The 21,611-nt window shown below is 63.3% G+C and carries 16 protein-coding genes; 5 read left to right on the forward strand and 11 right to left on the reverse strand.

The features are described from left to right. Positions 1 to 17 precede the first annotated feature (17 nt). The 3 genes from FJ930_RS02785 to FJ930_RS02795 are packed head-to-tail and all read left to right on the forward strand — an operon-like array spanning position 18 to position 2,627. Positions 18 to 614, forward strand: coding sequence for a dimethylamine monooxygenase subunit DmmA family protein (locus tag FJ930_RS02785; protein ID WP_141834557.1), 597 nt, complete (start codon positions 18 to 20; stop codon positions 612 to 614). Beyond that, a complete protein-coding gene (locus FJ930_RS02790) occupies positions 611 to 1,576 on the forward strand; it encodes a PDR/VanB family oxidoreductase (RefSeq protein ID WP_140747578.1) in 966 nt (321 codons plus the stop codon). The genes FJ930_RS02785 and FJ930_RS02790 overlap by 4 nt, the downstream gene beginning before the upstream one ends. Before the next feature lie 10 nt (positions 1,577 to 1,586). After that, positions 1,587 to 2,627: a DUF3445 domain-containing protein gene (locus FJ930_RS02795; protein WP_141834559.1), complete on the forward strand. Its 1,041-nt coding sequence runs from the start codon at positions 1,587 to 1,589 to the stop codon at positions 2,625 to 2,627. A gap of 179 nt (positions 2,628 to 2,806) precedes the next feature. On the opposite strand, the gene FJ930_RS02800 is transcribed toward FJ930_RS02795, so the two are convergent. Continuing rightward, positions 2,807 to 3,532, reverse strand: coding sequence for an XRE family transcriptional regulator (locus FJ930_RS02800; RefSeq protein ID WP_141834561.1), 726 nt, complete (start codon positions 3,530 to 3,532; stop codon positions 2,807 to 2,809). 260 nt (positions 3,533 to 3,792) lie between these two features. Here FJ930_RS02800 and FJ930_RS02805 point away from each other — a divergent pair, with 260 nt between their 5' ends. After that, positions 3,793 to 5,151 (forward strand): NAD(P)/FAD-dependent oxidoreductase, encoded by a 1,359-nt coding sequence (locus FJ930_RS02805; RefSeq protein WP_141834563.1) that lies wholly within the window; start codon positions 3,793 to 3,795, stop codon positions 5,149 to 5,151. Between the two features lie 18 nt (positions 5,152 to 5,169). Here the strand turns inward: FJ930_RS02805 and FJ930_RS02810 are convergent, their stop codons facing one another. The 5 genes from FJ930_RS02810 to FJ930_RS02830 all read right to left on the reverse strand — a co-directional run bounded on the left by FJ930_RS02810 (position 5,170) and on the right by FJ930_RS02830 (position 12,395). Then, positions 5,170 to 7,149, reverse strand: coding sequence for an ABC transporter permease subunit (locus tag FJ930_RS02810; RefSeq protein ID WP_141834565.1), 1,980 nt, complete (start codon positions 7,147 to 7,149; stop codon positions 5,170 to 5,172). Then, the gene (locus tag FJ930_RS02815) at positions 7,146 to 8,225 is read right to left on the reverse strand and encodes a glycine betaine/L-proline ABC transporter ATP-binding protein (RefSeq protein ID WP_141834567.1); all 1,080 of its coding nucleotides are present in this window, start codon (positions 8,223 to 8,225) and stop codon (positions 7,146 to 7,148) included. The genes FJ930_RS02810 and FJ930_RS02815 overlap by 4 nt, the downstream gene beginning before the upstream one ends. Before the next feature lie 77 nt (positions 8,226 to 8,302). Beyond that, a complete protein-coding gene (locus FJ930_RS02820) occupies positions 8,303 to 9,277 on the reverse strand; it encodes an ABC transporter substrate-binding protein (protein ID WP_140747561.1) in 975 nt (324 codons plus the stop codon). A gap of 417 nt (positions 9,278 to 9,694) precedes the next feature. Then, positions 9,695 to 10,564 (reverse strand): DUF427 domain-containing protein, encoded by an 870-nt coding sequence (locus FJ930_RS02825; RefSeq protein WP_141834569.1) that lies wholly within the window; start codon positions 10,562 to 10,564, stop codon positions 9,695 to 9,697. A gap of 175 nt (positions 10,565 to 10,739) precedes the next feature. Further along, positions 10,740 to 12,395, reverse strand: a complete 1,656-nt coding sequence (locus FJ930_RS02830) for an ABC transporter substrate-binding protein (RefSeq protein WP_141834572.1) — start codon at positions 12,393 to 12,395, stop codon at positions 10,740 to 10,742. Positions 12,396 to 12,510: 115 nt separating this feature from the next. On the opposite strand from FJ930_RS02830, the gene FJ930_RS02835 reads away from it, so the two are divergent. Continuing rightward, complete coding sequence (locus FJ930_RS02835; RefSeq protein WP_141834577.1) at positions 12,511 to 13,413, forward strand: LysR family transcriptional regulator; 903 nt, start codon at positions 12,511 to 12,513, stop codon at positions 13,411 to 13,413. 29 nt (positions 13,414 to 13,442) lie between these two features. Here the strand turns inward: FJ930_RS02835 and FJ930_RS02840 are convergent, their stop codons facing one another. From FJ930_RS02840 to FJ930_RS02860, 5 genes are all read right to left on the reverse strand, one after another. Next, positions 13,443 to 15,527 (reverse strand): ABC transporter ATP-binding protein, encoded by a 2,085-nt coding sequence (locus tag FJ930_RS02840; protein WP_141834580.1) that lies wholly within the window; start codon positions 15,525 to 15,527, stop codon positions 13,443 to 13,445. Further along, entirely contained in the window at positions 15,520 to 16,401 is an 882-nt protein-coding gene (locus FJ930_RS02845) for an ABC transporter permease (protein ID WP_141834583.1), read from the reverse strand. Before FJ930_RS02845 ends, FJ930_RS02840 begins: the two co-directional genes overlap by 8 nt. Beyond that, positions 16,398 to 17,351 carry an ABC transporter permease gene (locus tag FJ930_RS02850; RefSeq protein WP_140747543.1) on the reverse strand — a complete coding sequence of 318 codons (954 nt, stop codon included), beginning with the start codon at positions 17,349 to 17,351 and terminating at the stop codon, positions 16,398 to 16,400. The genes FJ930_RS02845 and FJ930_RS02850 overlap by 4 nt, the downstream gene beginning before the upstream one ends. Before the next feature lie 12 nt (positions 17,352 to 17,363). Then, positions 17,364 to 19,688: a molybdopterin guanine dinucleotide-containing S/N-oxide reductase gene (locus FJ930_RS02855; RefSeq protein ID WP_141835117.1), complete on the reverse strand. Its 2,325-nt coding sequence runs from the start codon at positions 19,686 to 19,688 to the stop codon at positions 17,364 to 17,366. 166 nt (positions 19,689 to 19,854) lie between these two features. Next, positions 19,855 to 21,519, reverse strand: coding sequence for an ABC transporter substrate-binding protein (locus tag FJ930_RS02860; protein WP_140747540.1), 1,665 nt, complete (start codon positions 21,517 to 21,519; stop codon positions 19,855 to 19,857). Between the last annotated feature and the right edge of the window lie 92 nt (positions 21,520 to 21,611).

The raw sequence follows: 21,611 nt of genomic DNA on the forward strand, positions 1-21,611 counted from the left end.
GAGGCACGAAGACTTAAATGGCAGCCAAAAGCATCATCAGCCGGCCGGTCTACGGAACGCTCTCTCCGCAGCCCGGCAAGCACCATCTTTTCATCGCCGATGCGGAGGGGGCGCTCGCTATATCCGAGATGGCCGCGAAAGCGCCGGCCGGCTTTTTCGACGACGCCGAGATCGTCTTCATCCCCGGTCCTGACGGCAAACACATCGCCGCGCTGGAATCGCTGGGGCCGGCGCAGTTTCACCAGGCGCCGTCCTTCGCCAGCCTGCTGCCGAGGCTGAAGCAGACGCTGAGCAATGCACATATGGGCCTGCGCCTCTATCTCAGCGGCACCGAAGGCCTGATCGGCCAGGCCATGCAGGTGGCGCTCGAAGCCGGCATCGATCATACCTCCATGCAGACCGAGCATCGCGGCTCGCTGGCGCGGCGCATGCAATGCGTGCACTGCAAGGGCATCACCGAGAATGTGACGACGCAGCCCGCCACCTGTTCGCATTGCGGCCTGCTGCTTCTGGTGCGCGATCATTATTCCAGGCGCCTCGCCGCCTTCCAGGGCGTGTGCATCAATGCCGAGGATCGCAGCGAAATTCCTCCGATGGAGGAGGCCTTCCCATGAGCACCGGCACAACCAAGCTCGATGTGGTGGTCAGCGATGTCGTTCCGGTGAACGACCTCGTCACCCGCTTCCATTTCCGCCGGCGCGACGGCGAGCTCCTGCCGACTTTCTCCGGCGGCGCCCATGTCGTGGTCGAAATGCGGGACGGCGAGCGCACCAGGCTCAATCCCTATTCGCTGATGGGCTCGCCGCTCGACACGCGCGAATACACGATCTCGGTGCGCCGCGACGATGTCGGCCGCGGCGGCTCGCTGTTCATGCACAGGCACGTAAAGCCGGGCCTGGAGATGGTGATCAGCTATCCGGTCAATCTGTTCTCGCTCGACCTCAGGGCGAAGAAGCATCTGATGCTGGCCGGCGGCATCGGCATCACGCCGTTCATGGCGCAGACCGCGCAGCTGGCGGGGGAGGGCGGGAATTTCGAGCTGCACTACACCTGCCGCACCGCCTCGCTCGGCACCTATGCCGATGTGCTGAGGGAACGTTACGACCGCCGTGTGCGGCTCTACCATGACGACCGCGACGAGCGCATCGATCTCGACCGTCTGTTGTCGACGCAGCCGCTCGGCACGCATCTCTATGTTTGCGGTCCCGCCGGCATGATCAACTGGGTGCGCGACCGCGCGGCCGCCTTGGGCTGGCCCTCGGAGGCCGTGCATTTCGAGCATTTCGCGGCACCCCAGCCGGGTCTGCCCTTCGATGTGACACTTGCCGTCAGCGGCAAGACGATCCGCGTAGGTTCGCAGCAGAGCCTGCTCGAGGCGATCGAGGCGGCCGGCGTCGATCCACCCTATCTCTGCCGTGGCGGTGTCTGCGGCCAGTGCGAAACCAATGTCATTTCGTATGACGGCAAGTTCATCCACAACGACCATTGGCTGAGCGAGGAAGACCACCGTTCCGGCTGCAAGATCATGCCGTGCGTGTCGCGCTTCGAAGGCAAATCGCTGGTCTTGGAAAGATAAGGAGGCGAGCTTGGGAATCACCTTTCGCAAGGAAACATTCCGCGACGACTTCACCTTCAGGAACAGCCCGGAGCACATCAGGCGGTTTCCGTTCCCGTTCCACGAAGACAGCTACATGTATGCGGTCAACATCGAGCCGCATGTCGTCGGCCCGAAGGGCAGCGTGCTGGAGAACCTGATCGACGTCGACGAACATTACGTCGCCGAGATGCAGGACCGCGCATTGGTGCTGGCCGAGGACCCGCTGCGCTGCCAGTCGCTGCCGCACATGACGCTAGCCGGCTGGGATCTGCTGGAACTCCTGATGGAGCAGCAGGCGCTGGGCTATCCCGAGCATTTCACGCTGACGCGCGACGGCGACCGCTGGCGCTGGATCAACAGGCCGCTCGGCATCGACGACACCTTCACCTTCGGCGACACCTCGACGCTGCCTTATGGTCCGATGGAATACATCACCCGGCAGAGCCAGGGCGATTTCTGCATCCTCGACCAGCGCGACGGCAATCTGTGGATGGATGCCGGCATGGTCACCACCCAGGCCGACTGGTCGCTCGATTTCGACATCGGCATGAACTTCTTCGAGTGGCACGCGCCGGTGCCGCTGGCACATGAGAAGGGGATTTTCACGCGCGCGCTGAAGTTCCTCACCAACATTCAGCAGGGCAAGCCGGCACGGCGCCTCAACTGGACGATGACCATCAATCCGCGTCTCGATACGAGCCCGGAAAATTACCACAAATGGGGGCCGGACCGGGCGACGGTCACGCCCGAGAATGTCGGCGACAAGGTGCATCTGCGCGTCGAATTGCAGAGCTTCTGGCGGCTGCCGCGCTCCAACGGCATCGTCTTCCCGATCCGCTGCTACCTGATCAAAATGGATGAGCTGGTGACGCAACCGAAATGGGCACGGCGCCTGCACCGCGTCATCCGCGACCTGCCCGAGGAACTCGCCACCTACAAGGGCCTGACGCGCTACCGCTCGACCCTGGTCGAATGGCTGTCGAAGCTCGATGACGGCAGCCCGACGAGCCCGGGGTTTGGGCCGGATTAGAGCTGGCCGCTGAGCTGCTAATCTCCCCACTTGAGGGGGAGATGTCGCCGAAGGCGACAGAGGGGGGCGCCGCGCGTGGAGCGCTAACCTCGTCCGCCGTAGAACGTTCAGCCTCCAGTCGAACCGACCCCCTCTGGCCTACCGGCCATCTCCCCCTCAAGGGGGGAGATCAACTCCGCTCACCCCGCACTATTCTGCGCATAACAAATAATCGACAGATAGCGCATCGGCAGCTGTGTCAGCTGTTCGGGCCCGTGCGGCGCGTCGGCGTCGAAGAACAGACTATCGCCGGGCTTCATCGGATAAAGATTGCTGCCGTGCCGGTAAACGACCTCGCCTTCGAGCATGTAGAGGAATTCCATGCCCTCATGCTGGAAGGTCGGGAACACGTCCGAATCTTCGGTCAGCGTGATCAGATAGGGTTCGACGACCACACCACTGGTGTTGGACCCGATATGGCCGAGCAGATTGTACTGATGGCCGGCGCGCGTGCCGCGCCGCTCGACGTCGAGCCCTTCCCCAGCCTTGACGAAGACGGCGCTGCGCTCTTCCTCGAAACGGCGGAAGAAGGCAGTGACGGGAACCCCCAGCGCTCGCGACAGAGCCTGCAAGGTGGTCAGCGACGGCGAGGTGATGCCGTTCTCGATCTTGGACAGCATGCCGAGCGAAATGTCGGTGGCGACAGCCAGGTCGGCGACGGTGATGCCGAGCTTCTTGCGGAACGCCCGCACCTCGCGGCCGATCGCGACCTCCAGCACTTTCTCGCGGGTGTCACGAATGGCATGGGGGTTCTGCGTCAGCGGCGCGCGAATGGTCTTCCCGTCCGCCGAGACCCTCGGCTGCGGCTTTGGCTTGGCGCTCGCGGAACTGGGACCAGTCCTGGAAGCGGAAATTTTCTTCGCCATGTCTCCCGAACCCCCAAGGATTTATTTCACCCAAGGTGAACATGTCAGGTGCCGATACAGGAGCGCAACCGCGACGGCAAGCCATCTTGTGTCGCATGCGCCGGTCCCATGATTGCAGGCGCCGCGGTTTTTTCGCCAGGAATTCATCGCGCGCGAACGCCGTTCCCGCAGTTGGCTGTTGACAGCACCAAAGGGCCAATTACTGTCACTGTCAGTGAAATTTGTTTCGCTGGGGAAATCAAAAAAGTGGAGGCCCGGAAATGAACACTCGCGTTGCCGTCATCGGAGCCGGACCGTCCGGTCTGGCACAGCTCAGGGCCTTCAAGTCGGCGGCCGACAAAGGCGCCGATATTCCCGAAATCGTCTGCTTCGAGAAGCAGGCCGACTGGGGCGGCTTGTGGAACTACACCTGGCGCACCGGCCTCGATGAGCATGGCGACCCCGTGCACGGCTCGATGTACCGCTACCTCTGGTCGAACGGGCCGAAGGAATGCCTGGAATTCGCCGACTACACCTTCGAGGAGCACTTCGGCCGGCCCATCGGCTCCTATCCGCCGCGCGCCGTGCTGTGGGACTACATCAAGGGCCGCGTCGAGAAGTCGGGCCTGCGCAAATGGGTGCGCTTCAACAGCCCGGTGCGCATGGTGACGTTCTCGGACGAGACGAAGAAATTCACCGTCACCGCGCATGACCGCACCAACGACGTCACCTATTCGGAAGAGTTCGACAATGTCGTCGTCGCCTCCGGGCATTTCTCGGTGCCCAACGTTCCCTATTTCGAGGGTTTTTCGACCTTCAACGGCCGCATTCTCCACAGCCACGATTTCCGTGACGCCATGGAATTCAAAGGCAAGGACATCCTGATCATCGGCCGCTCCTATTCGGCCGAGGACATCGGTTCGCAATGCTACAAATACGGAGCTAAATCGATCACCTCCAGCTACCGCTCCAAGCCGATGGGCTTCAAATGGCCTGACAATTGGAAGGAAGTGCCGCTGCTGCAGAAGGTGGTCGGCAAGACGGCCCATTTCAAGGACGGCTCGACCAAGGATGTCGACGCCATCATTCTGTGCACCGGCTACCTGCATTCCTTCCCGTTCCTCACGGATGACTTGAAGCTCAAGACCGCCAACCGCATGTGGCCGCTGGATCTCTATGAGGGCGTCGTCTGGGAGAAGAATCCGAAGCTCTTCTATATCGGCATGCAGGATCAGTTCTACACCTTCAATATGTTCGATGCGCAGGCCTGGTACGCACGCGACGTCATCATGGGCCGCATCAAGCTGCCCTCCGCCAAGGCGATGGTCGAGCATGGCGCCAAGTGGCGGGCGCGTGAAGAGACGCTGGAAGACGCCGAGCAGATGATCTGGTTCCAGGGCGACTACACCAAGGAATTGATGGACCAGACCGATTATCCTGGCTTCGACGTCGAGGCGGTCAACCGGACCTTCATGGAGTGGGAGCACCACAAGGCGGAAGACATTATGAGCTTCCGCGACCACGCCTACCGCTCGCTGATGACCGGCACCATGGCGCCGCTGCATCATACGCCGTGGCTGCACGCGCTCGACGATTCGATGGAGAGCTATCTCGAAGTGAAGGGCGTCGCGGCGGAGTAGCCGCGACTATCTTCCCGCCTATCCCAGCCTTGCCCTGGCCTTCGCCGTCCAGGCGTTGAACAGCCGGTCGGCGACAATGCCGATGAAGGCGATGGCCAGGCCAGCGACGATGCCGCGGCCGGAATCGGCCTTGGAAAGTGCGATGAACACTTCCTGGCCAAGGTCGCGTGTGCCGACCATGGCGCAGATGATGATCATGGCCAGCGCCATTAGGATGGTCTGGTTGACGCCGAGCATGATCTCGGGGAGCGCCAGCGGCAATTGCACGCGAAAGAAGGTCTGGCGCGGCGTGCAGCCGGAAACCTTCGCCGCCTCGATCAGCGCCGGCGGCACCTGCCGAATGCCGTGATTGGTGTAGCGGATGGCCGGCACCACGGCGAAGGCGACGGTGGCGATCATCGCGGTGACGTCGCCAACGCGAAACAGCATCACCACTGGAATGATGAAGCAGAAGGACGGCAGTACTTGCAGTGTGTCGACAATGGGTGTGACGATCTTCTCGAAGCGGTCGCTGCGCGATGCCGCGAACCCGATCGGGATGCCGATCAAGCAGGCGATGAAGGCCGAGATACCGCAGAGATAGACTGTCGCCATGGTCTTTTCCCAGAGTCCGGTCACGGCGCAGAAGGCGGTCAGCGCCGCGACGAGCGCCGCCAGGCGCAAGCCTGAGAGTTGATAGCCGGCAAGGCCGAGCAGGAACACGGCACCCAGCCACGGGAAACCCTCGCAGAAGGCGCGCACCGGGTTGAGCACGTTGAGGATGAGCGCGACGCGGAACGCCTCGATCGTGTCGAAGAAGTTGATCGTGACCCAGTTCACCGCCGCTTTCCACAGCGGGGCGGTGGTGAAGGTGATCGCCTTTGGTACCGCCGCGAAGGCCGGCAGGAACAGGCCGAGCAGGGTCGTCGCGATGAGGATCGCGATGGCCAACGACAGATTGGGGTGGCGCCGCCAGACGCCTGGGGTCGTCTCTTGACGGATATGACCCCTGGCCTGCTTGTGTGCGATGGCCTGGCTCAGCCGGTCGAGCGCGATGGCCAGCGCGACAATGGCGAGACCTGCTTCCATCGCCTCGCCGACCTTCAGCGCGCGCAGCGCCAGAAGCACATCGTAACCCAGGCCACCGGCGCCGATCATCGACGCGATGATCACCATGTTGAGGGCCAGCATGATGACCTGGTTGACGCCGACCATCAGCGTCGGCCGCGCCGAGGGCAGCAGCACCCGCCACAGTTTCTGCCGCGCGGTGCATCCCGCCATGTCGCTGAATTCGCCGATCTCGAGCGGCACGCGCGATAGCCCCAGCATCGTGGCGCGCACCATCGGCGGCGTGGCGAAGATGGCGGTGGCGATCATCGCCGACACCGGGCTGTTGCCGAACAGAAGCAGCATCGGGATGAGATAGGCGAAGGTCGGGATCGTCTGCATCAGGTCGAGGGCAGGGGAGACCACCAGCCTTTCGGCCCACGGCTTGCGCCACGCCCAGATGCCGGCGAACAGCCCGGTGACGATGCAGAACGGCACGGCGATGGAGATCAGCGCCAGCGTGAGCATGGCGCTGGTCCACTGGCCGAACAGCGCGATGTAGAGGAAGCAGCCACCCACCAGCAGACCGAGTTTCCGACCTCCCACGGCATGGCCGGCGAGGAAGGCGGCGGCGCACACGCCGACCCATGACAGGCGTGGCAGGACATAGGCGTCCGCGCCATGACCGATCTTGAAATTCTTGGCCAAGAGATCGAGCGCGAAATCGAGCGGCACGCCGAGCACCGCGGTGATCGAGCGGGTCAACCACGACAGGTTCGACTTGATCCAGCCCATCAGCGCGCTGACCCACTCGGCGACGGGGACGACGGCGCCGGCGGGATAGTTCACCGCCCAAGGAATGGTGTCTTGCAGCAGGAACATCATGAGCACGGCGGTGAGTGCGAGCGCCCAGATGACGAGCCACCGCTGAACCGGCTGTGTCACCTTGCTGGCGCTTGCCGTTACCGTCATGTGCCGGCTGCCGCGCGCTCGATGCCGGCCAACAGATCGATGACGGCTTGCGGCGTCACTTCGCCGATCGGCTTGCCGGTGCCGTTGACCACCGCGAACGGCTTGCCGGCTGAAACGATGTCGGCCGAGAAACTGGCGATCTTGGCTTCGGGCGCGACCGTGCCGCCATGCTCCGCGCCTTCGCAGGCGCGCATCAGGCTACGTGCAGAAATCACCTTGGCGCGGTCGACATCGCGGGTGAATTCGGCGACATAGTTCGTCGCCGGGTTGACCACGAGCTCTTCCGGCGTGCCGATCTGGATAACCTCGCCATCCTTCATGATAGCGATGCGGTCGGCGAGCCTTATCGCCTCGTCGAAATCATGGGTGATGAAGACGATGGTCTTGTGCAGCATGGTCTGCAGCCGCATCAACTCGTCCTGCATCTCGCGGCGGATCAGCGGATCGAGCGCGGAGAACGGCTCGTCGAGGAACCATATCTCGGGTTTGGTGGCGAGGCTGCGGGCGATGCCGACGCGCTGCTGCTGCCCGCCGGAGAGCTCGCGCGGATAGAAATGCTCGCGGCCACGCAGGCCGACAAGTTCGATGACTTCGCGAGCGCGCGCCTCGCGCGTCGTCCGATCCTGGCCCTGGATGCTGAGCGGAAAGGCGATGTTGTCGAGCACATTGAGATGCGGCAGCAAGGCAAAATTCTGGAACACCATGCCCATGCGATGGCGTCGCAACTCGATGAGCGCGGCGTCGGAGATTTTCAGCAGGTCCTTGCCTTCGAACTCGACCTTGCCGTGGCTCGGCTCGACCAGCCTGGACATGCAACGCACCAGCGTCGACTTGCCCGAGCCGGACAAGCCCATGATGATGAAGATCTCGCCCTGGCGTATTTCGAGATCGACGGCGCGCACCGCGCCGACCAGTCCGGCCGCGGCGACATCGGCCATGCTGGCCTTGCCATCGCGCTGGCGGATGAAATTGGCCGCGTTCGCTCCGAACAGCTTCCACACATTGCGGCAGGCAAGTTTTACCGGACGGCTACCCGTGTCCGGTTGCATCGCCCCCTGTTCAGTCCTGTCCGTCATCCAATGGTCCTTGTGGAACATCAACAGCCGAGGGCCCGGCCGATCAACGGCCGGGTCTCACTTTCCAGTCGGAACGATCACTGCGCCCAGGCTTTCCAGTCGGCTTCGTGTGCGGCGATCCACGCTGCAGCGACATCCTCTATCGGCTTGCCATTCAGGTCGACCTCGCCGCTCATCTTGTTGAGCTCGTCGGTGTCGATCGTGTAGGCCTTGGCCACCTTGTAGGCGACAGGCCACTTGTCTTTCATGCCGTTCCAGGAGTACTTCCAGATCTCGCCATGCGGCTTGCCGCAGTCATATTTGGCGTCGGGGTTCACGCCCCATTTGGGGTCGTTGTAGCATTCGGGCGTGTATTCGGGGAATTGCACCCATTCGCCCTTGTACTTGGCCGGCGCCCAGTGCGGCGAGTAGATCCACAGCATGATCGGCGCCTTGCGTTGATAGGCCGACTCGAGCTCGGCGAACATCGCGGCATCGGTGCCGGCATGGATCACGGTGAAGGGCAGCTTCAGCGCGGCAACGCGCTCGTCATCAAAGCCTTCCCATGTGACCGGGCCTCCGAGATAGCGTCCTTTCGGTGCCGTCTCGGCGGTCGAGAACGATGCCGCGCAAGTGGCGTCGAGCAGCGCATGCCAGTCCGGCAAGGTCGGGCACTTTTCCTTCATATATTCGGGAAACCACCACTCCTCCTTGGCCTTCGGCCCGAGCTTGCCGAGCCGCTCTGTCTGGCCGGTGGCGTCGGACGCCTTCATCGCCTCGCCGGCCGTCGTGTCCCAGAATTCCAGGCCAACATCGAGGTCGCCATTGGTGAGGCCGGTGGTCAGGCTGGAGAGGTAGTCGGCGGTCGGATATTCGACCGTGTAACCGAGTTTTTCGAGGATGCCGCCGAGGATCTTGGCGTTGAGGTTCACGCTGGTCCAGTCGAACAGCGCGATCTTGATCGGGTCGTTGGATTCCGGTGCCGCGGCATTGGCGATCGGACTGATGGCGCTTGCCGCGGCAAGAGCCAGGGCTCCCATTGAGAATTTCGAAATCACACTGCGAAGTGGCATTGCTTGTTCTCCTTCAAGCTGTGACGGTTATTGGTCGTTCCCTTCTTGCGTCTTTTCTTGATTGTCTGAAAAAAAATGATCGTTGCGCAAGGCCTCTGCCGCCATGCCGCAGCCAAGGCCGGCGCAGGCGCGATGATGCTCGATTTCGGTGGTGACGGGATGCTGCCGAGGTGGCCAGTGTCATGGCCGATGCATCGCTGCGGGAGCGATCGTCCGCGGATCGATTGCCAGTCCTGCGGCGCCCTGCGAGGTGCGAGCCATCACGGTCCCATGATCTCGGCTGTTGGCCCGGCGAGCCCCATCTCGCCAAGGCCGTTTCATGGGATGAAATTATATATACCAACGTTCATGCGGCGCAACGACTAACGCTTCGCCGTGTCGGAATTTCAGACTGCAGGCGAGGTTGGGCGCATTCGCTCAGAAATAACCGTTCGAGGCAGCGGTGGCTTCCTTCGGAACTTCGACGCCGTCGATCAGGATCTTGTCGACCAGTTCGTGGTGGAAGCAGACCAGTCCTTTGACACGCTCCGCCTCGTGCACCGGCTCCGGATAATACCAGACGAGGTTCTCATGCCGTTTCTTGGCTGTCGTCACATGATAGTAGTTGGAGATGCCCTTGTAGGGGCAGCGCGAAACGTAGCGGCTTGGCGCGAACATATCGAGCCGCGTGTCCGAGATCGGCAGATAGTGGCGCACCGGATGACCGGTCTCGAACAGAAACACCCCACGGCGTGAATCGGCAACTTGCTCGCCATCGAGGATGACTTGCACCCGCCGCGACGAGGGCAGGCAGTCGACCCTTCGGAACGGGTCGCGGGCGTGGACGAAAATCTCTTCGTCCTCCTCATACCAGTGCGTCATCTTTGGCCAATAGAAGGACATGTAGTCCGTCAGCAGCGGAGATCCCTTGACCGGATCGAGATAGCGCCAGGCGGCATCCTCGACCAGCGTGATGCCGGTGTTGAGCGAATAATGCGTGGCGACGCCCTTGAACGGGCTCTCCGTCGTCGTCGTGCTTGGCAGCAGGAACTCCTCGCGCACGTCGCTCATCGGGAAATAATAGACGGGCAAATGGTCGGATTCGTAGAGCACCAGCGCCTTGGTCGTATCGGCGACGATCATTGACCCCACCTGCGCGCGAAGCCGCTTCTGCATCGGCATGGTGAAGGCGACATATCCCGGCTCGAACTCGTACTGGACGATATTGTCGAGCAGGGGGAAATGCGGCCCGCGGCCGCGCAGATGAGGCTTGCGAATGGTAGTCTCCCGTTTCTTTTCTTTTGTCATCGAGCGTTGGCCAAAAGTGAGATGAGCTTCGGATTGAGCTGTTGTATCGGAGAGGGGTTCCGGGCGGCGGGTTTCTCCTGCATCCAGCTGCTGAAACGATGGCCCCCATCGCTCTTCGCAACCCTTCTGCCGGATAGCCTCACCGCCCGAAAAGCGGGTTGTCCAAGTCAAGCCTCTATCCCAGGGACACACGATCGAGCAGCAGCCCGGCGGCGATTGGCGGCAGGCCGCTGACATTCTTGCGCACCGGCACCAGCAGATCGGGGAAATAGCTGAAGATGACCGGCGTCTCGTCGAGCAGCAGTTTCTGAATGTCGGACGCGGTCGCGCGCTGCGCGCCGATGTCGAGCGCTTTGAGATAGGAGGTGACCATGCCGTCATAGGCCGGGTTCTTGAAATGCGCCGCGTTCCACGGCCCGTCGCTGACCAGCGGGCTTTTCAGGAAGACATTGGGCACGCTGCGATGGGCGTAGTCGGTGATGCCGAGCGGGCTGTCCAGCCAGTCCGATTGGCCGAACACCGCCTTGCCGTAATATTTGTCCTGGTCCTCGATGTTGAGCGAGATGCGCGCGCCAATCTCCTTGGCGAAGTTCTGGAACAGTTGCGCGTAGCCTGGAATGTCGGAATAGCGCAGCGTCGTCAGGGTGATGTCGAAGCCGCCGGCCAGCCCCGCCGCCTCGAGCAGTTGCTTGGCCTTGGCGATATCCTGCGTGCGCTGCGGCACCGACTTGTCGGTGGCCGGAAACGCCGGCGCGAACGGGCTGTCATTGCCGGTCGCTGCCATACCGCGGCACAGGCCATCGACCAGCTTGGAGCGATCGATGCACAGCGCCAGCGCCTGGCGCACACGCTTGTCGGTGAAGGGCGCCATGTCACAGCGCATGTGGAGCTGCCGGTGGGCGGTCGAGGCGACGCGCAGCACCGTGATGTCGGGGCTGTTCAGCACCACCTGGCTGACGTCGAGCGGAACGGCGTCGAGAATGTCGACCTCGCCGGCCTGCAGGGCCAGGATGCGCGGCTGCACGTCGCCGTAGAACTTGAATTCTAGCCGGTCGGGCAACGCCTTCTCGCCCCAATAATCGGGGTTGCGCACGAAGGTCGCGCCGACCTTCGGCGTATAGCTTTCCAGCCGGAACGGTCCGGTGCCTTCGAAGGTCTTTTCGTAGTCGCCCTTGTAGCTCGCCGGCAGGATGACGGCGTTGTAATTGTCGATCGACACCGAATAGGGAAAGCTGCCGTTGGGCGCATCGAGATGGAAGGCGACGGTGTGATCGTCGACCTTCTGCGTGCCGCCCTTCGACAGCAGTCCCTTGAATACGGAGAGTGCGTTGGAAGCACCGTTAGGGTCGACCAGCCGGTCGAAGGTCGCGACGACGTCCTCGGCCTTGAAGTCCTCGCCATTATGGAATTTCACGCCCTTGCGCAGCTTGAAGGTCCACACGCTGCCATCCTCGTTCGGCGACCAGCTTTCCGCCAGCACCGGTTTCAAGGTGAGGTCGGGCTGGGTGACGCACAAGAATTCGGCGGTCTGGAAAACCAGCTGGTAGCTGCCGCTGTCATAATAGGTGACGGGATCGATGGCGCCGCCCGGCGTAGCGACACCCGCGCGCACCGTGCCACCCGGCTTGCCTTCGGCGCGGGCTTGCTGCGTGCCGAGACCGGCAGAGGCGACAAGGCTGCCCAGGAACGGCAGGGAAAGGCCAAGCACGCTGCCATGACGCAGGAAACCGCGACGGTCGAGCCTGCCGGCCAGCAATTCGTCGACAGCGGAATTTTCGATTGCGGTGAGGTTTCTGCGAGCGGCGTCGATCATCCTGAAATGCCTTGGCATGGCTGCATTCCTCGCTTGCCCTTGGGGGATTGGCCATTTAGGTCATTGTTGACCGCGACCGGAAAGCGATATTTTTTGATGGGGTCCATCGAAATTTTCGATGCAGGAGTGATTCATGGATACCGAGAACCTGCGCAGTTTCCTTGAGGTCGCCGAACATGGCAGCTTCACCGTCGCGGCCAGCCGGCTCAACCTCGCCCAATCCACCGTCAGCGCGCGGATCAGGGGGCTGGAGGAACAGTTGGGGCGCCGGCTTTTCGTCAGGGATCGCGATGGCGTCACGCTCACGCCGGCCGGCCGGCAGTTCCTGCCGCACGCATCGTCGATCACCCGAACCTGGGAGCAATCCAGGCAGGACATCGCCGTTCCCGATGGCTACGAGAGCCTGCTGCGGCTGACCGCTCCCGCCTATTTGTGGGAACGTATCACCTCGCCATGGGTCGAGTGGATGCGCGCCGAACGGCCGAACGTGGCGCTGCGGCTCGAAGGCAGTTTCCCGGATCTGGCGATCGATCAGCTGGCGGAAGGCTTGCTCGACATCTGCATCCTCTATCTGCCGCGCCCGCATCCAGGCATCGTCTATGAGACGCTTGCCGTCGATCAGGTCGTGCTCGTCCAGCATGCCGGGCAGACGAAGCCATGGACCGAAAATTACATCCTGATGGACTGGGGGCTGGAATTCCGCATCGAGCACGACCGTGCCTTTGCCGGCATGGTGAAGCCGGCGATTTCGGCTGGGCTGGTCTTCATCGGGCTGCAGCATGTCTTGTCGCAGCAAGCGGCGGCCTATCTCCCGCTCAGCGCTGTCAGCGGCCATATCGAGCGCGGCGAGATGCGGCGTATCGACAACACGCCGGTGTTCCAGCGGCCGATCTATCTTGCCTATCCCTCGAACCCGGTTTCCTCGGATGTCCTGGATGTCGCGCTCACCGGGTTGCGCACGCTGGCCGGGGACTGGCGCAGCGACCAGGGTTTTTCGGAAGGCGACCGCTCGCTGGGCATGACCGGGCGGATGTGACGGGCCGGCATGGCGAGCAGGAAATGCCGCTACGCTGCTTCGATGACGACACCCTTCTGCAGTCTCGCCAGTTCCGAATAGGGGATGTGGCAACGGATGGAATGTCCGGGTTGCGCCTCGGCGAGCGGTGGCTCCTGCTGTTCGCAGATCGGGCCGATTTTGCGCGGGCAACGCGTATGGAAGACGCAGCCCGAAGGCGGGTTGACGGCGCTGGGGATTTCGCCGTCGAGCCGGATGCGCGCCGTCTCGGTCTGATCGAGCTTGGGCACGGCCGAGAGCAGCGCTTCTGTATAGGGATGGTGCGGCCCGGAGAAGACTTGCTCCGACGGCCCGAGCTCCATGATGCGGCCGAGATAGAGCACGGCGATCTTGTCGGAGAGATAACGCACCACGCCAAGGTCATGCGAGATGAAGATGTAGCTCACGTCTTCCTTCGATTGCAGATCGGCGAGCAGGTTGAGGATCGCCGCCTGCACGGAGACGTCGAGCGCCGATGTCGGCTCGTCGCAGACGACGATGCGCGGGTCGCCGGCGAAGGCGCGGGCGATGGCGACACGCTGCTTCAAGCCGCCAGACAGCTGGCGCGGCTTGACGGCCAGATGCCGGTCGGTGAGCCGCACCGAGCGGACGAGATCGTCGAGACGCGTCTCCAGAGCCTTGCCGGACAGGCCGGCCAGCCGCTTCAACGCCCGGCCAAGGATGTGGCGGATCGAATGCGAGCGGTTCAGCGCCGAATCCGGATTCTGGAAGACGATCTGCATCGCCTTGACCTGGTCGTCGCCACGGTTCTCCAGCTTCGGCGCCAGCGCCTTGCCCTCGAGTTCGATGGTGCCGCCATCATCAGGCGGCACCAGGCCGAGCAGCAGCCTGGCAAAGGTGGTCTTACCCGAGCCGGATTCGCCGACCAGCCCCAGCGTCTCGCCGGGCCTGAGATCAAGCGAGACGTCCTTGACGGCGCGCAAGGGATGGCCATGGCTGGCATAGGTCTTGTTCACTCCCGCCACCCGCAACACAGGTTGGGCCGCAGGCTTTGGCGCGGGCGCCACATCGCTGGGTGTGGCGCGCGGCAGGGCTTGCGCCTTGTCGTGATAGTGGCAGCGCGACAAGCGTTTGCCGCGCTCGTCACTCAGATCATAGAGGGGCGGCAGTTCGGTGCGGCAGCGCTCGGTCGACAGCGCGCAGCGGTCGGCGAAGGCACAGCCGCTGATGGTGGCGCCAATGCCGGGCAGGAAGCCGGGAATGGTGTCGAGCCGACCCTGGTCCTTGCGCTGGCCACCGCGTGGCAGGCAGCGCAGCAGGGCGACGGTATAGGGATGGCGGGGATCGTTGAAGACGACCTCCGTCGGTCCTTCCTCGACCAGCATGCCGGCATAGAGCACGCCGACGCGGTCGCACATATTGGAGACGACGGCGAGGTTGTGGCTGATGAACAGGATCGAGGCCGAGAGTTCTTGCCGCAGTTGCGCGATGAGATCGAGCACCTCGGCCTCGACCGTGGCATCGAGCCCGGTGGTCGGCTCGTCGAGGATCAGCATGGAGGGATCGTTGGCCAGCGCCATGGCGATCGCCACGCGCTGTTGCATGCCGCCCGACAGCTGGTGGGGGTAACGCTGCATGACGCTTGCCGGATCGGAGATGCGCACGCGGTTCAGCATGGCAATCGCCTGATCGGTGGCTGCCTGGCCAGTAATGCCGCCAAGCTCGAAAATCTCGGTCATCTGCCGGCCGATGCGGATCGACGGGTTCAATGCCTTGCCTGGATCCTGATAGACCATGGACACGCTTTCGGCCCGGGTACGCCGCAGCGCCTCGGCATCGAGCTTCATGATGTCCTTGCCGTCGAGCGAGATCGCGCCGTCGGTTATCGAACCGTTCCTGGGCAGATAGCGCACGACGGTGAGCGCGACGGTGGACTTGCCGCAGCCGGATTCGCCGACCAGCCCATAGGCCTCGCCCTGGCCGATGGTCAGGCTCAGATTGCGCAGCACCGCGCGGTTGCGGCCGGCGACACGGTAGGCGACCGACAGGTCCTTGAGTTCGAGCGCGTTTTTTGCCTTGCTCTGGGTCTTGGCGTTCTTTGTCTTCGTGCTGTGGGCCTGGGCGGGTTCAGTCATTGAAGGCTCCATGAACGCCGTCGGCGGCCAGGTTGACGCCGATCACCAGCGAGGCGATGGCCAATGCGTCGAACAGCACCGTCCACCAGAAGCCGCCTCCGATCATGCCGTAATTGCTGGAGATCGACAGCCCCCAGTCGGGTGAGGGCGGCTGGATGCCGAAGCCCATGAAGGAGAGCGTGGCGACCGCGAAGATGGCGTAGCCCAGCCGCACGGTGGTCTCGACCAGGATCGGCGGGATGACGTTGGGCAGGATCTCGACGAACATCGTGTGGAAGGCGCTCTCGTGCCGGAGCTGTGCGGCGGCGACATAGTCGAGTTCGCGCTCGGCCAGCACCGCCGAGCGCACCGTGCGGGCGATGATCGGCGCGAAGCTCAGGCCGATGACGATGATGACGGTGGTCTTGGAGGTGCCGAGTGCGACGATGGCGAGCAGCGCCACGATGACCACGGGGATGGCCATGAAGGCTTCGAGGATGCGGCTGACGACATCGTCGACGATGCCGCGGAAGTAACCGGTAAGCAGGCCAAGCGCGGTGCCGGCGATCGTCGCCAGCAAGGTGGCGAGCGGTGCGACGGTCAGGATATCGCGCGAGCCGACAATGACGCGCGAGAAGACGTCCCGGCCGATCTGGTCGGTGCCGAACCAGTGTTCGGCCGAAGGCGGCGACAGCGCGTTGATGATGTCGTCGGCAAGCGGATCATAGGGCGCGAAATGTTCGCCGAACAGCGCGCAGGCGACCCAGAACAGGACGATGGCCAGACCGGTCAAAAAGGTGCCGGAGCGCATGAGCGAGGACAGGACCTCCGCCGCCGGGCTGCGCCGGCGCGTGTCGTCTTGTCGTACGGGAGAGGTGGTCTGGACGGCGCTCATTGGTCTGTCCCCAGCCGGATGCGTGGATTGAGCACGGAATAGAGGAAGTCGGCGATCAAGGTCGCCACGGCATAGACGATGCCGATGGTGAGGATGCCCGATTCCAGCATCGGAAAGTCCTTGCCGCGCGCGGCGGTGAAGATCAGTGAGCCGATGCCCTGGTAGCGGAACAGCGTCTCGATCACCACCAGGCCGCCGATGAGATAGCCGGTCTGGGTGGCAATGACGGTGATGGTCGGCAAGAGCGCATTGCGCAGCACGTGGCGCCAGATCACCGTGCGCCATGGAAGGCCTTTCAGCACGGCGGTTCGCGTGTAATCAGAATCGAGCGCCTCGATCATGCCGGAGCGCGCCATGCGCGCGATATAGCCGAACAACACCAGGAACAGCGGCAAAGCGGGCAGGATGAGGTAGTAGAGCTGGGTGAAGAAGCCGGCATCCTTGGGCCATGCCGCAGAGATCGGCAGCCAGCGCAGCCACACACCGAAGATCAGGATCAGGATGATGCCGGTGACGAACTCCGGCAGCACGGTCACCGACAGGCCGCCGAGGCTGATGATGCGGTCGAGCGGCCGGTTGAGGTTGAGCGCCGCAATGACGCCGCCCAGGATGCCGATCGGCACCACCAGCACGAAGGCGACCGCCGCCAGCTTCATCGAATTGCCGAGCGCGTCGATGACGAACGGCGCCACCGGCGAGCGGAAGATGTAGGAGGTGCCCATGTCGCCCCGGACGAAGTTCCAGATCCAGGTCGCGTATTGGGTGAGGAGCGGGCGATCGACTCCGAGGGAGTGGTTGAGCGCGTCCACGGCCCGCTGGTCGGCGAACGGGCCCAATATGGCGCGTCCGACATTGCCGGGCAGCACCTGGCCGCCCAGAAACACCATGATGCTGAGCAAAAACAATGTGATCAGCGACAGCGACACACGCCGGGCGAAGAAGGAGAGAATGGCATCGGCTCCTTATGAACGAGGTATCGGCCCGGCCACGTCCGGGCGGTTCGGTGAACTTACTGTGACAGGCGGATCGAAGGCTGTCACCGCCGGAATGACCCCGGCAAACAGCGACACCTGAACCAGTGTCGAATTGCAGGTCGGTGACTGGGCAAGGCGCGACGTGCCCCGGTCTGGTGTCAGCACGTTCGGGTTGCCATGCTTTTCCAGGCTGTGCGGCTGTCCTGGCTCGGCAGGGTCGAACCATGCGCCGGTCGGCAGCTGAACCACGCCAGGGATCAAGCCGTCCGTCAGCACGGCGCCTGCCAGGCACGACCCGCGATCGTTGGAAACGAGGACGACCGCCCCGTCCTGTACGCCGCGCGCCGCGGCATCGGCCGGATTGATCCACAGCGGTGCGCGGTCCGATACCTTGCCCGCGCGACTGACCGAGCCATGATCATGCTGGCTGTGGAGCTTGTCCGCAGGCTGCGGCGACAGGAGATGCAGGGGGAACCGCTCCGCAAGGTCGCTGCCCAGCCATTCCCTGGGCTCCTGCCACACCGCGTGGCCGGGACAGTCGTCATAGCCGAAACCATCGATCTTCGAGGAAAACAACTCGATGCGTCCAGACGGGGTCGCCAGACGGTGGCGCTCGGGGTCCGAGCGGAATAAGCCCAGCAATGTCTGCGAGGTGACGCGACGGGTGAGATCGGCGTGACCCTCATGCCAGAAGCGTTCGAAAGGCGGCATGTCGACGCCGATGGCGCCCGCATTCTCCCTGGCCTGGTCATAGAGCAGGCGAAGCCATTCCTCGGTGTCCCGCCCCTCCGTGAAGGCCTCGCGCACGCCAAGCCCCGCTGCCAGCTCGGCAAAGATCCGGTGGTCGTCGCGCGCCTCCTGCACCGGATCGATGGCCTGTTTCATGGCGACCACCAGATTTTCACGGTTCGAAAAAGCGAGGTCATTCCTCTCCAGCGGCGTGGTGACCGGCAGCACGATGTCGGCATGGCGTGCTGTTGCCGTCCAGAAAGGCTCGTGGACGATGATCGTCTCAGGCCGTTGCCATGCCTCGACGAGACGGTTCAGATCCTGATGGTGGTGGAACGGGTTGCCGCCGGCCCAGTAGACGAGCCTGATATCGGGATAGGACATCGCGGCGCCATTGAATTCGAACGACCCGCCTGGATTAAGCAGCATGTCGGCAATGCGGGCGACGGGAATGAAGTCAGGCACGCGGTTCTTGCCTTGTGGCACGGACGGCCACCGGAATCCCATCTCCGGTCTTCCGGCGCCGTTTGTCGATGAATAACCGAAGCCAAATCCGCCGCCCGGCAACCCAACCTGGCCAAGCAGTGCGGCAAGCGTAATCGCGGCCCAGTAAGGTTGTTCGCCATGGTCGGCCCGCTGCAGCGACCAACTGACCATCAACATGGTGCGTTTGACTGCCATTTCCCTGGCCAGGGCGACGATCCGGTCCTCGGCCACGCCGCTCAGGGCGGCAGCCCATGGCGCGTCCTTCGGTCGTCCGTCGCTTTCCCCGAGGATGTAGGCGCGAACGATCTCGAAACCGGTGCAGTAGCGCGCCAGAAAACCCTCGTCATGAAGGCGTTCGCTGACGAGGACATGGCATAAGGCCAGCATCAGCGCCGTGTCGCTGTTCGGCCGAAGCGGCAGCCATTCGGTATCGACATCGCGCGGCGCGTCGTCGCGCACCGGCGAAACATTGACGAGGCGGGCGCCATTGCCGACGGCTTTGCGCAGGGCGTCCGCAGCCTCGTGGCGCGCCGTGCCGCCGCCTTGTATCTGCGCGTTGCGCCAAGGCAGCCCGCCGAAGGCGACGATCAGCTTGCTATGCTGTTCGATACCGTCCCAGGTGGAATGATTGCCCGTCAGGCCGTCGGTCCCGCCAAGCACATGCGGCAGGATGATTTCGGCCGCGCCATAGGAATAGCTCAGCACCGAACTGGTATAACCGCCGATCGTGTTGAGGAAGCGGTGCACCTGGCTCTGGGCGTGGTGGAATCTTCCCGCGCTCGCCCATCCATAGGATCCCCCATAGATTGCACTGTTTCCATGCTCGACGCGAACCCGGTCCAGTTCGGCCGCCACGATGTCCAGTGCCGTTTCCCACGACACTTCGACAAAGGGCTCGCTGCCCCGCCGGCCGTTGGTGGTGGACCTGTTTCCCTCGAGCCAGCCGCGCCTCACGGCGGGACGTGCCACGCGCAGGTTTCCCTGTACCGTGCCGAGCATGGATTTGCCGATCGGCGATGGATCGGGGTCGCCGCTCCATGGCTCGACGCCAACGAGCCTGCCGTTCTCGGCACGGACTTCGTATGTTCCCCAATGCATGGTGGTGAGCAGGGTCTCGGACTCCGTCAGATCGGTCAACGATCAATCGTCCCGTAGGCGAGGGTCCGCGTCAGGCCGGCGTGCAACGCCTTGCCTCGGCCTGGCCGCGAAAGCGCCAGCCCCCGATGGGGACTGACAGTTGCGGGATGGGCTTGTCTCCTCGCGCTCAGGCCTTCGATGCCTTTTCGAGGAACAGTTGCGACATGGCGGTCGGCTGCACGCCCGCCACGCCCTTCGCCGTTGCCGTCAGGTAGTCGTAGAAATAGCCGAAGATGACAGGCGTTTCCTCGAGCAGCAGCTTCTGGATCTTGCCCGCCGTCGCTTTCTGCGCCTCGAGATCGAGCGCGGCGATGTAGCTGGTCGCCAGCGTGTCGTAGTCCTTGTTCTTGAAATGCGCGGCGTTCCAGGTGCCGTCGCTCTTCAGGGGAGCGGCGAGATAGACGTTGGGCACGCCGCGGTGGCCGTAATCGGTGATGCCCATCGCCGAATCCAGCCAGTTCGATTTGCCGAACACCGCGTCTCCGTAGTAGGCGCTCTGGTCGAGGATGTTGAGCTCCAGCTCGATGCCGATCTCCTTGACCCAGTTCTGGATGAGCTGCGCGTATTCCGGGATCTCCAGATAGCGCTCGGTGGTGAGCGTCATCTTGAAGCCCTTGCCGGCGCCGGCAGCTTCCATCAACTGCTTGGCCTGCGCGATGTCCTGCTCGCGCTGCGGCACGCTCTGGTCGGTCGATGGATAAACGGGGGCGAACGGGCTGTCATTGCCCGGTGAGGAGCGTCCCTTCATCAGGCCCGCGACCAGCTTCTTGCGGTCGATGCTGAGCGCGATGGCACGGCGCACGCGCGGGTCCTTCATCGGGCCGTCGTCGCAGCGCAGGTGCAACTGCTGATGCGCTGAAGACTTCAGGCTGATGATGTCGACACTCGGATCGTTGAGGAGAGCGACGCCGGCCAGCACCGGCATCTGGTTGATGATATCGATCTGGCCGCCTTGCAGCGCCAGGATCTGCGGCTGTATGTCCGTGAAGAAGGTGAACTCGGTGCGCGCGGGCAGGGCCTTTTCGCCCCAGTAGTCCTCATTGCGCACAAAGGAAGCGCCGACCTTCGGCGTGTATTTCTCGAGCTTGAACGGCCCGGTGCCGTCGAAGCTCTTTTCATAGTCGCCCTTGTAGCTCGCCGGGATGATGACGGCGTTGTAATTGTCGGACGACAGCATGTAGGGGAAGTTGCCGTTGGGCGCTTCGAGATGAAATTCCACCGTGTAGTCGTCGACCTTCTTGCTGGCGCCCTTCGACAAGATGCCGGTGAACACCGACAGCGCGTTGGACGAATTGGCCGGATCGGCGAGGCGGTCGATGCTGGCCACCACGTCCTCGGCCTTCATCTCGCCGCCTGAGTGGAATTTCACGCCCTTGCGCAGCTTGAAAGTCCACACCGAGCCGTTGTCGTTCGGCTTCCAGCTTTCGGCCAGTGCCGGTTTGAGCACCAGGTCGGGACCGTCGACGCAGAGGAATTCGGCGACCTGCTGCATGACGAGAAGCCCGCCGGCGTCGGCGATGGTGACGGGGTCGATGGCGGCGGCCGGCACGCTGCTGCCGACACGGAGTGTGGCGCCAGCCGCACCGGCGGCGCGCGCCAGCGATGGCATGCCGCCGAAGCCGGCGGCCGTGGTGATGCCGCCAAGCAGCGGCAGCGACAGGCCGAGCAGGCTGCCATGGCGGATGAAGTCGCGGCGGCTGACGCGGCCGTCGACGAGGCCATCGATGAGATGGTTTTCAAGCGGCGAACGGTTACGGCGGATCAGATCGAGAATGCGGTGGTTCTTGCTCATGGGTTCTAAGCCCTTTCCCCAGTTGTTGTGGTTGGCGAAGCATTCCAGTTGACGAGTTCCGTGGAGTTCTCCCGTCCAGGCATTCATCACTA

It is taken from the genome of Mesorhizobium sp. B2-4-15 (assembly GCF_006658505.1).
In the GTDB taxonomy this organism is placed as follows: domain Bacteria; phylum Pseudomonadota; class Alphaproteobacteria; order Rhizobiales; family Rhizobiaceae; genus Mesorhizobium.

Excerpts from the sequence above, each read along its gene's own strand:
- FJ930_RS02790 (WP_140747578.1), top strand. The coding sequence starts at position 611 with ATGAGCACCGGCACAACCAAGCTCGATGTGGTGGTCAGCGATGTCGTT.
- FJ930_RS02860 (WP_140747540.1), bottom strand. The coding sequence starts at position 21,519 with ATGAGCAAGAACCACCGCATTCTCGATCTGATCCGCCGTAACCGTTCG.
- FJ930_RS02805 (WP_141834563.1), top strand. The coding sequence starts at position 3,793 with ATGAACACTCGCGTTGCCGTCATCGGAGCCGGACCGTCCGGTCTGGCA.
- FJ930_RS02810 (WP_141834565.1), bottom strand. The coding sequence starts at position 7,149 with ATGACGGTAACGGCAAGCGCCAGCAAGGTGACACAGCCGGTTCAGCGG.
- FJ930_RS02830 (WP_141834572.1), bottom strand. The coding sequence starts at position 12,395 with ATGCCAAGGCATTTCAGGATGATCGACGCCGCTCGCAGAAACCTCACC.
- FJ930_RS02800 (WP_141834561.1), bottom strand. The coding sequence starts at position 3,532 with ATGGCGAAGAAAATTTCCGCTTCCAGGACTGGTCCCAGTTCCGCGAGC.
- FJ930_RS02835 (WP_141834577.1), top strand. The coding sequence starts at position 12,511 with ATGGATACCGAGAACCTGCGCAGTTTCCTTGAGGTCGCCGAACATGGC.
- FJ930_RS02840 (WP_141834580.1), bottom strand. The coding sequence starts at position 15,527 with ATGACTGAACCCGCCCAGGCCCACAGCACGAAGACAAAGAACGCCAAG.
- FJ930_RS02845 (WP_141834583.1), bottom strand. The coding sequence starts at position 16,401 with ATGAGCGCCGTCCAGACCACCTCTCCCGTACGACAAGACGACACGCGC.
- FJ930_RS02785 (WP_141834557.1), top strand. The coding sequence starts at position 18 with ATGGCAGCCAAAAGCATCATCAGCCGGCCGGTCTACGGAACGCTCTCT.
- FJ930_RS02820 (WP_140747561.1), bottom strand. The coding sequence starts at position 9,277 with ATGCCACTTCGCAGTGTGATTTCGAAATTCTCAATGGGAGCCCTGGCT.
- FJ930_RS02825 (WP_141834569.1), bottom strand. The coding sequence starts at position 10,564 with ATGACAAAAGAAAAGAAACGGGAGACTACCATTCGCAAGCCTCATCTG.
- FJ930_RS02815 (WP_141834567.1), bottom strand. The coding sequence starts at position 8,225 with ATGACGGACAGGACTGAACAGGGGGCGATGCAACCGGACACGGGTAGC.
- FJ930_RS02855 (WP_141835117.1), bottom strand. The coding sequence starts at position 19,688 with ATGCATTGGGGAACATACGAAGTCCGTGCCGAGAACGGCAGGCTCGTT.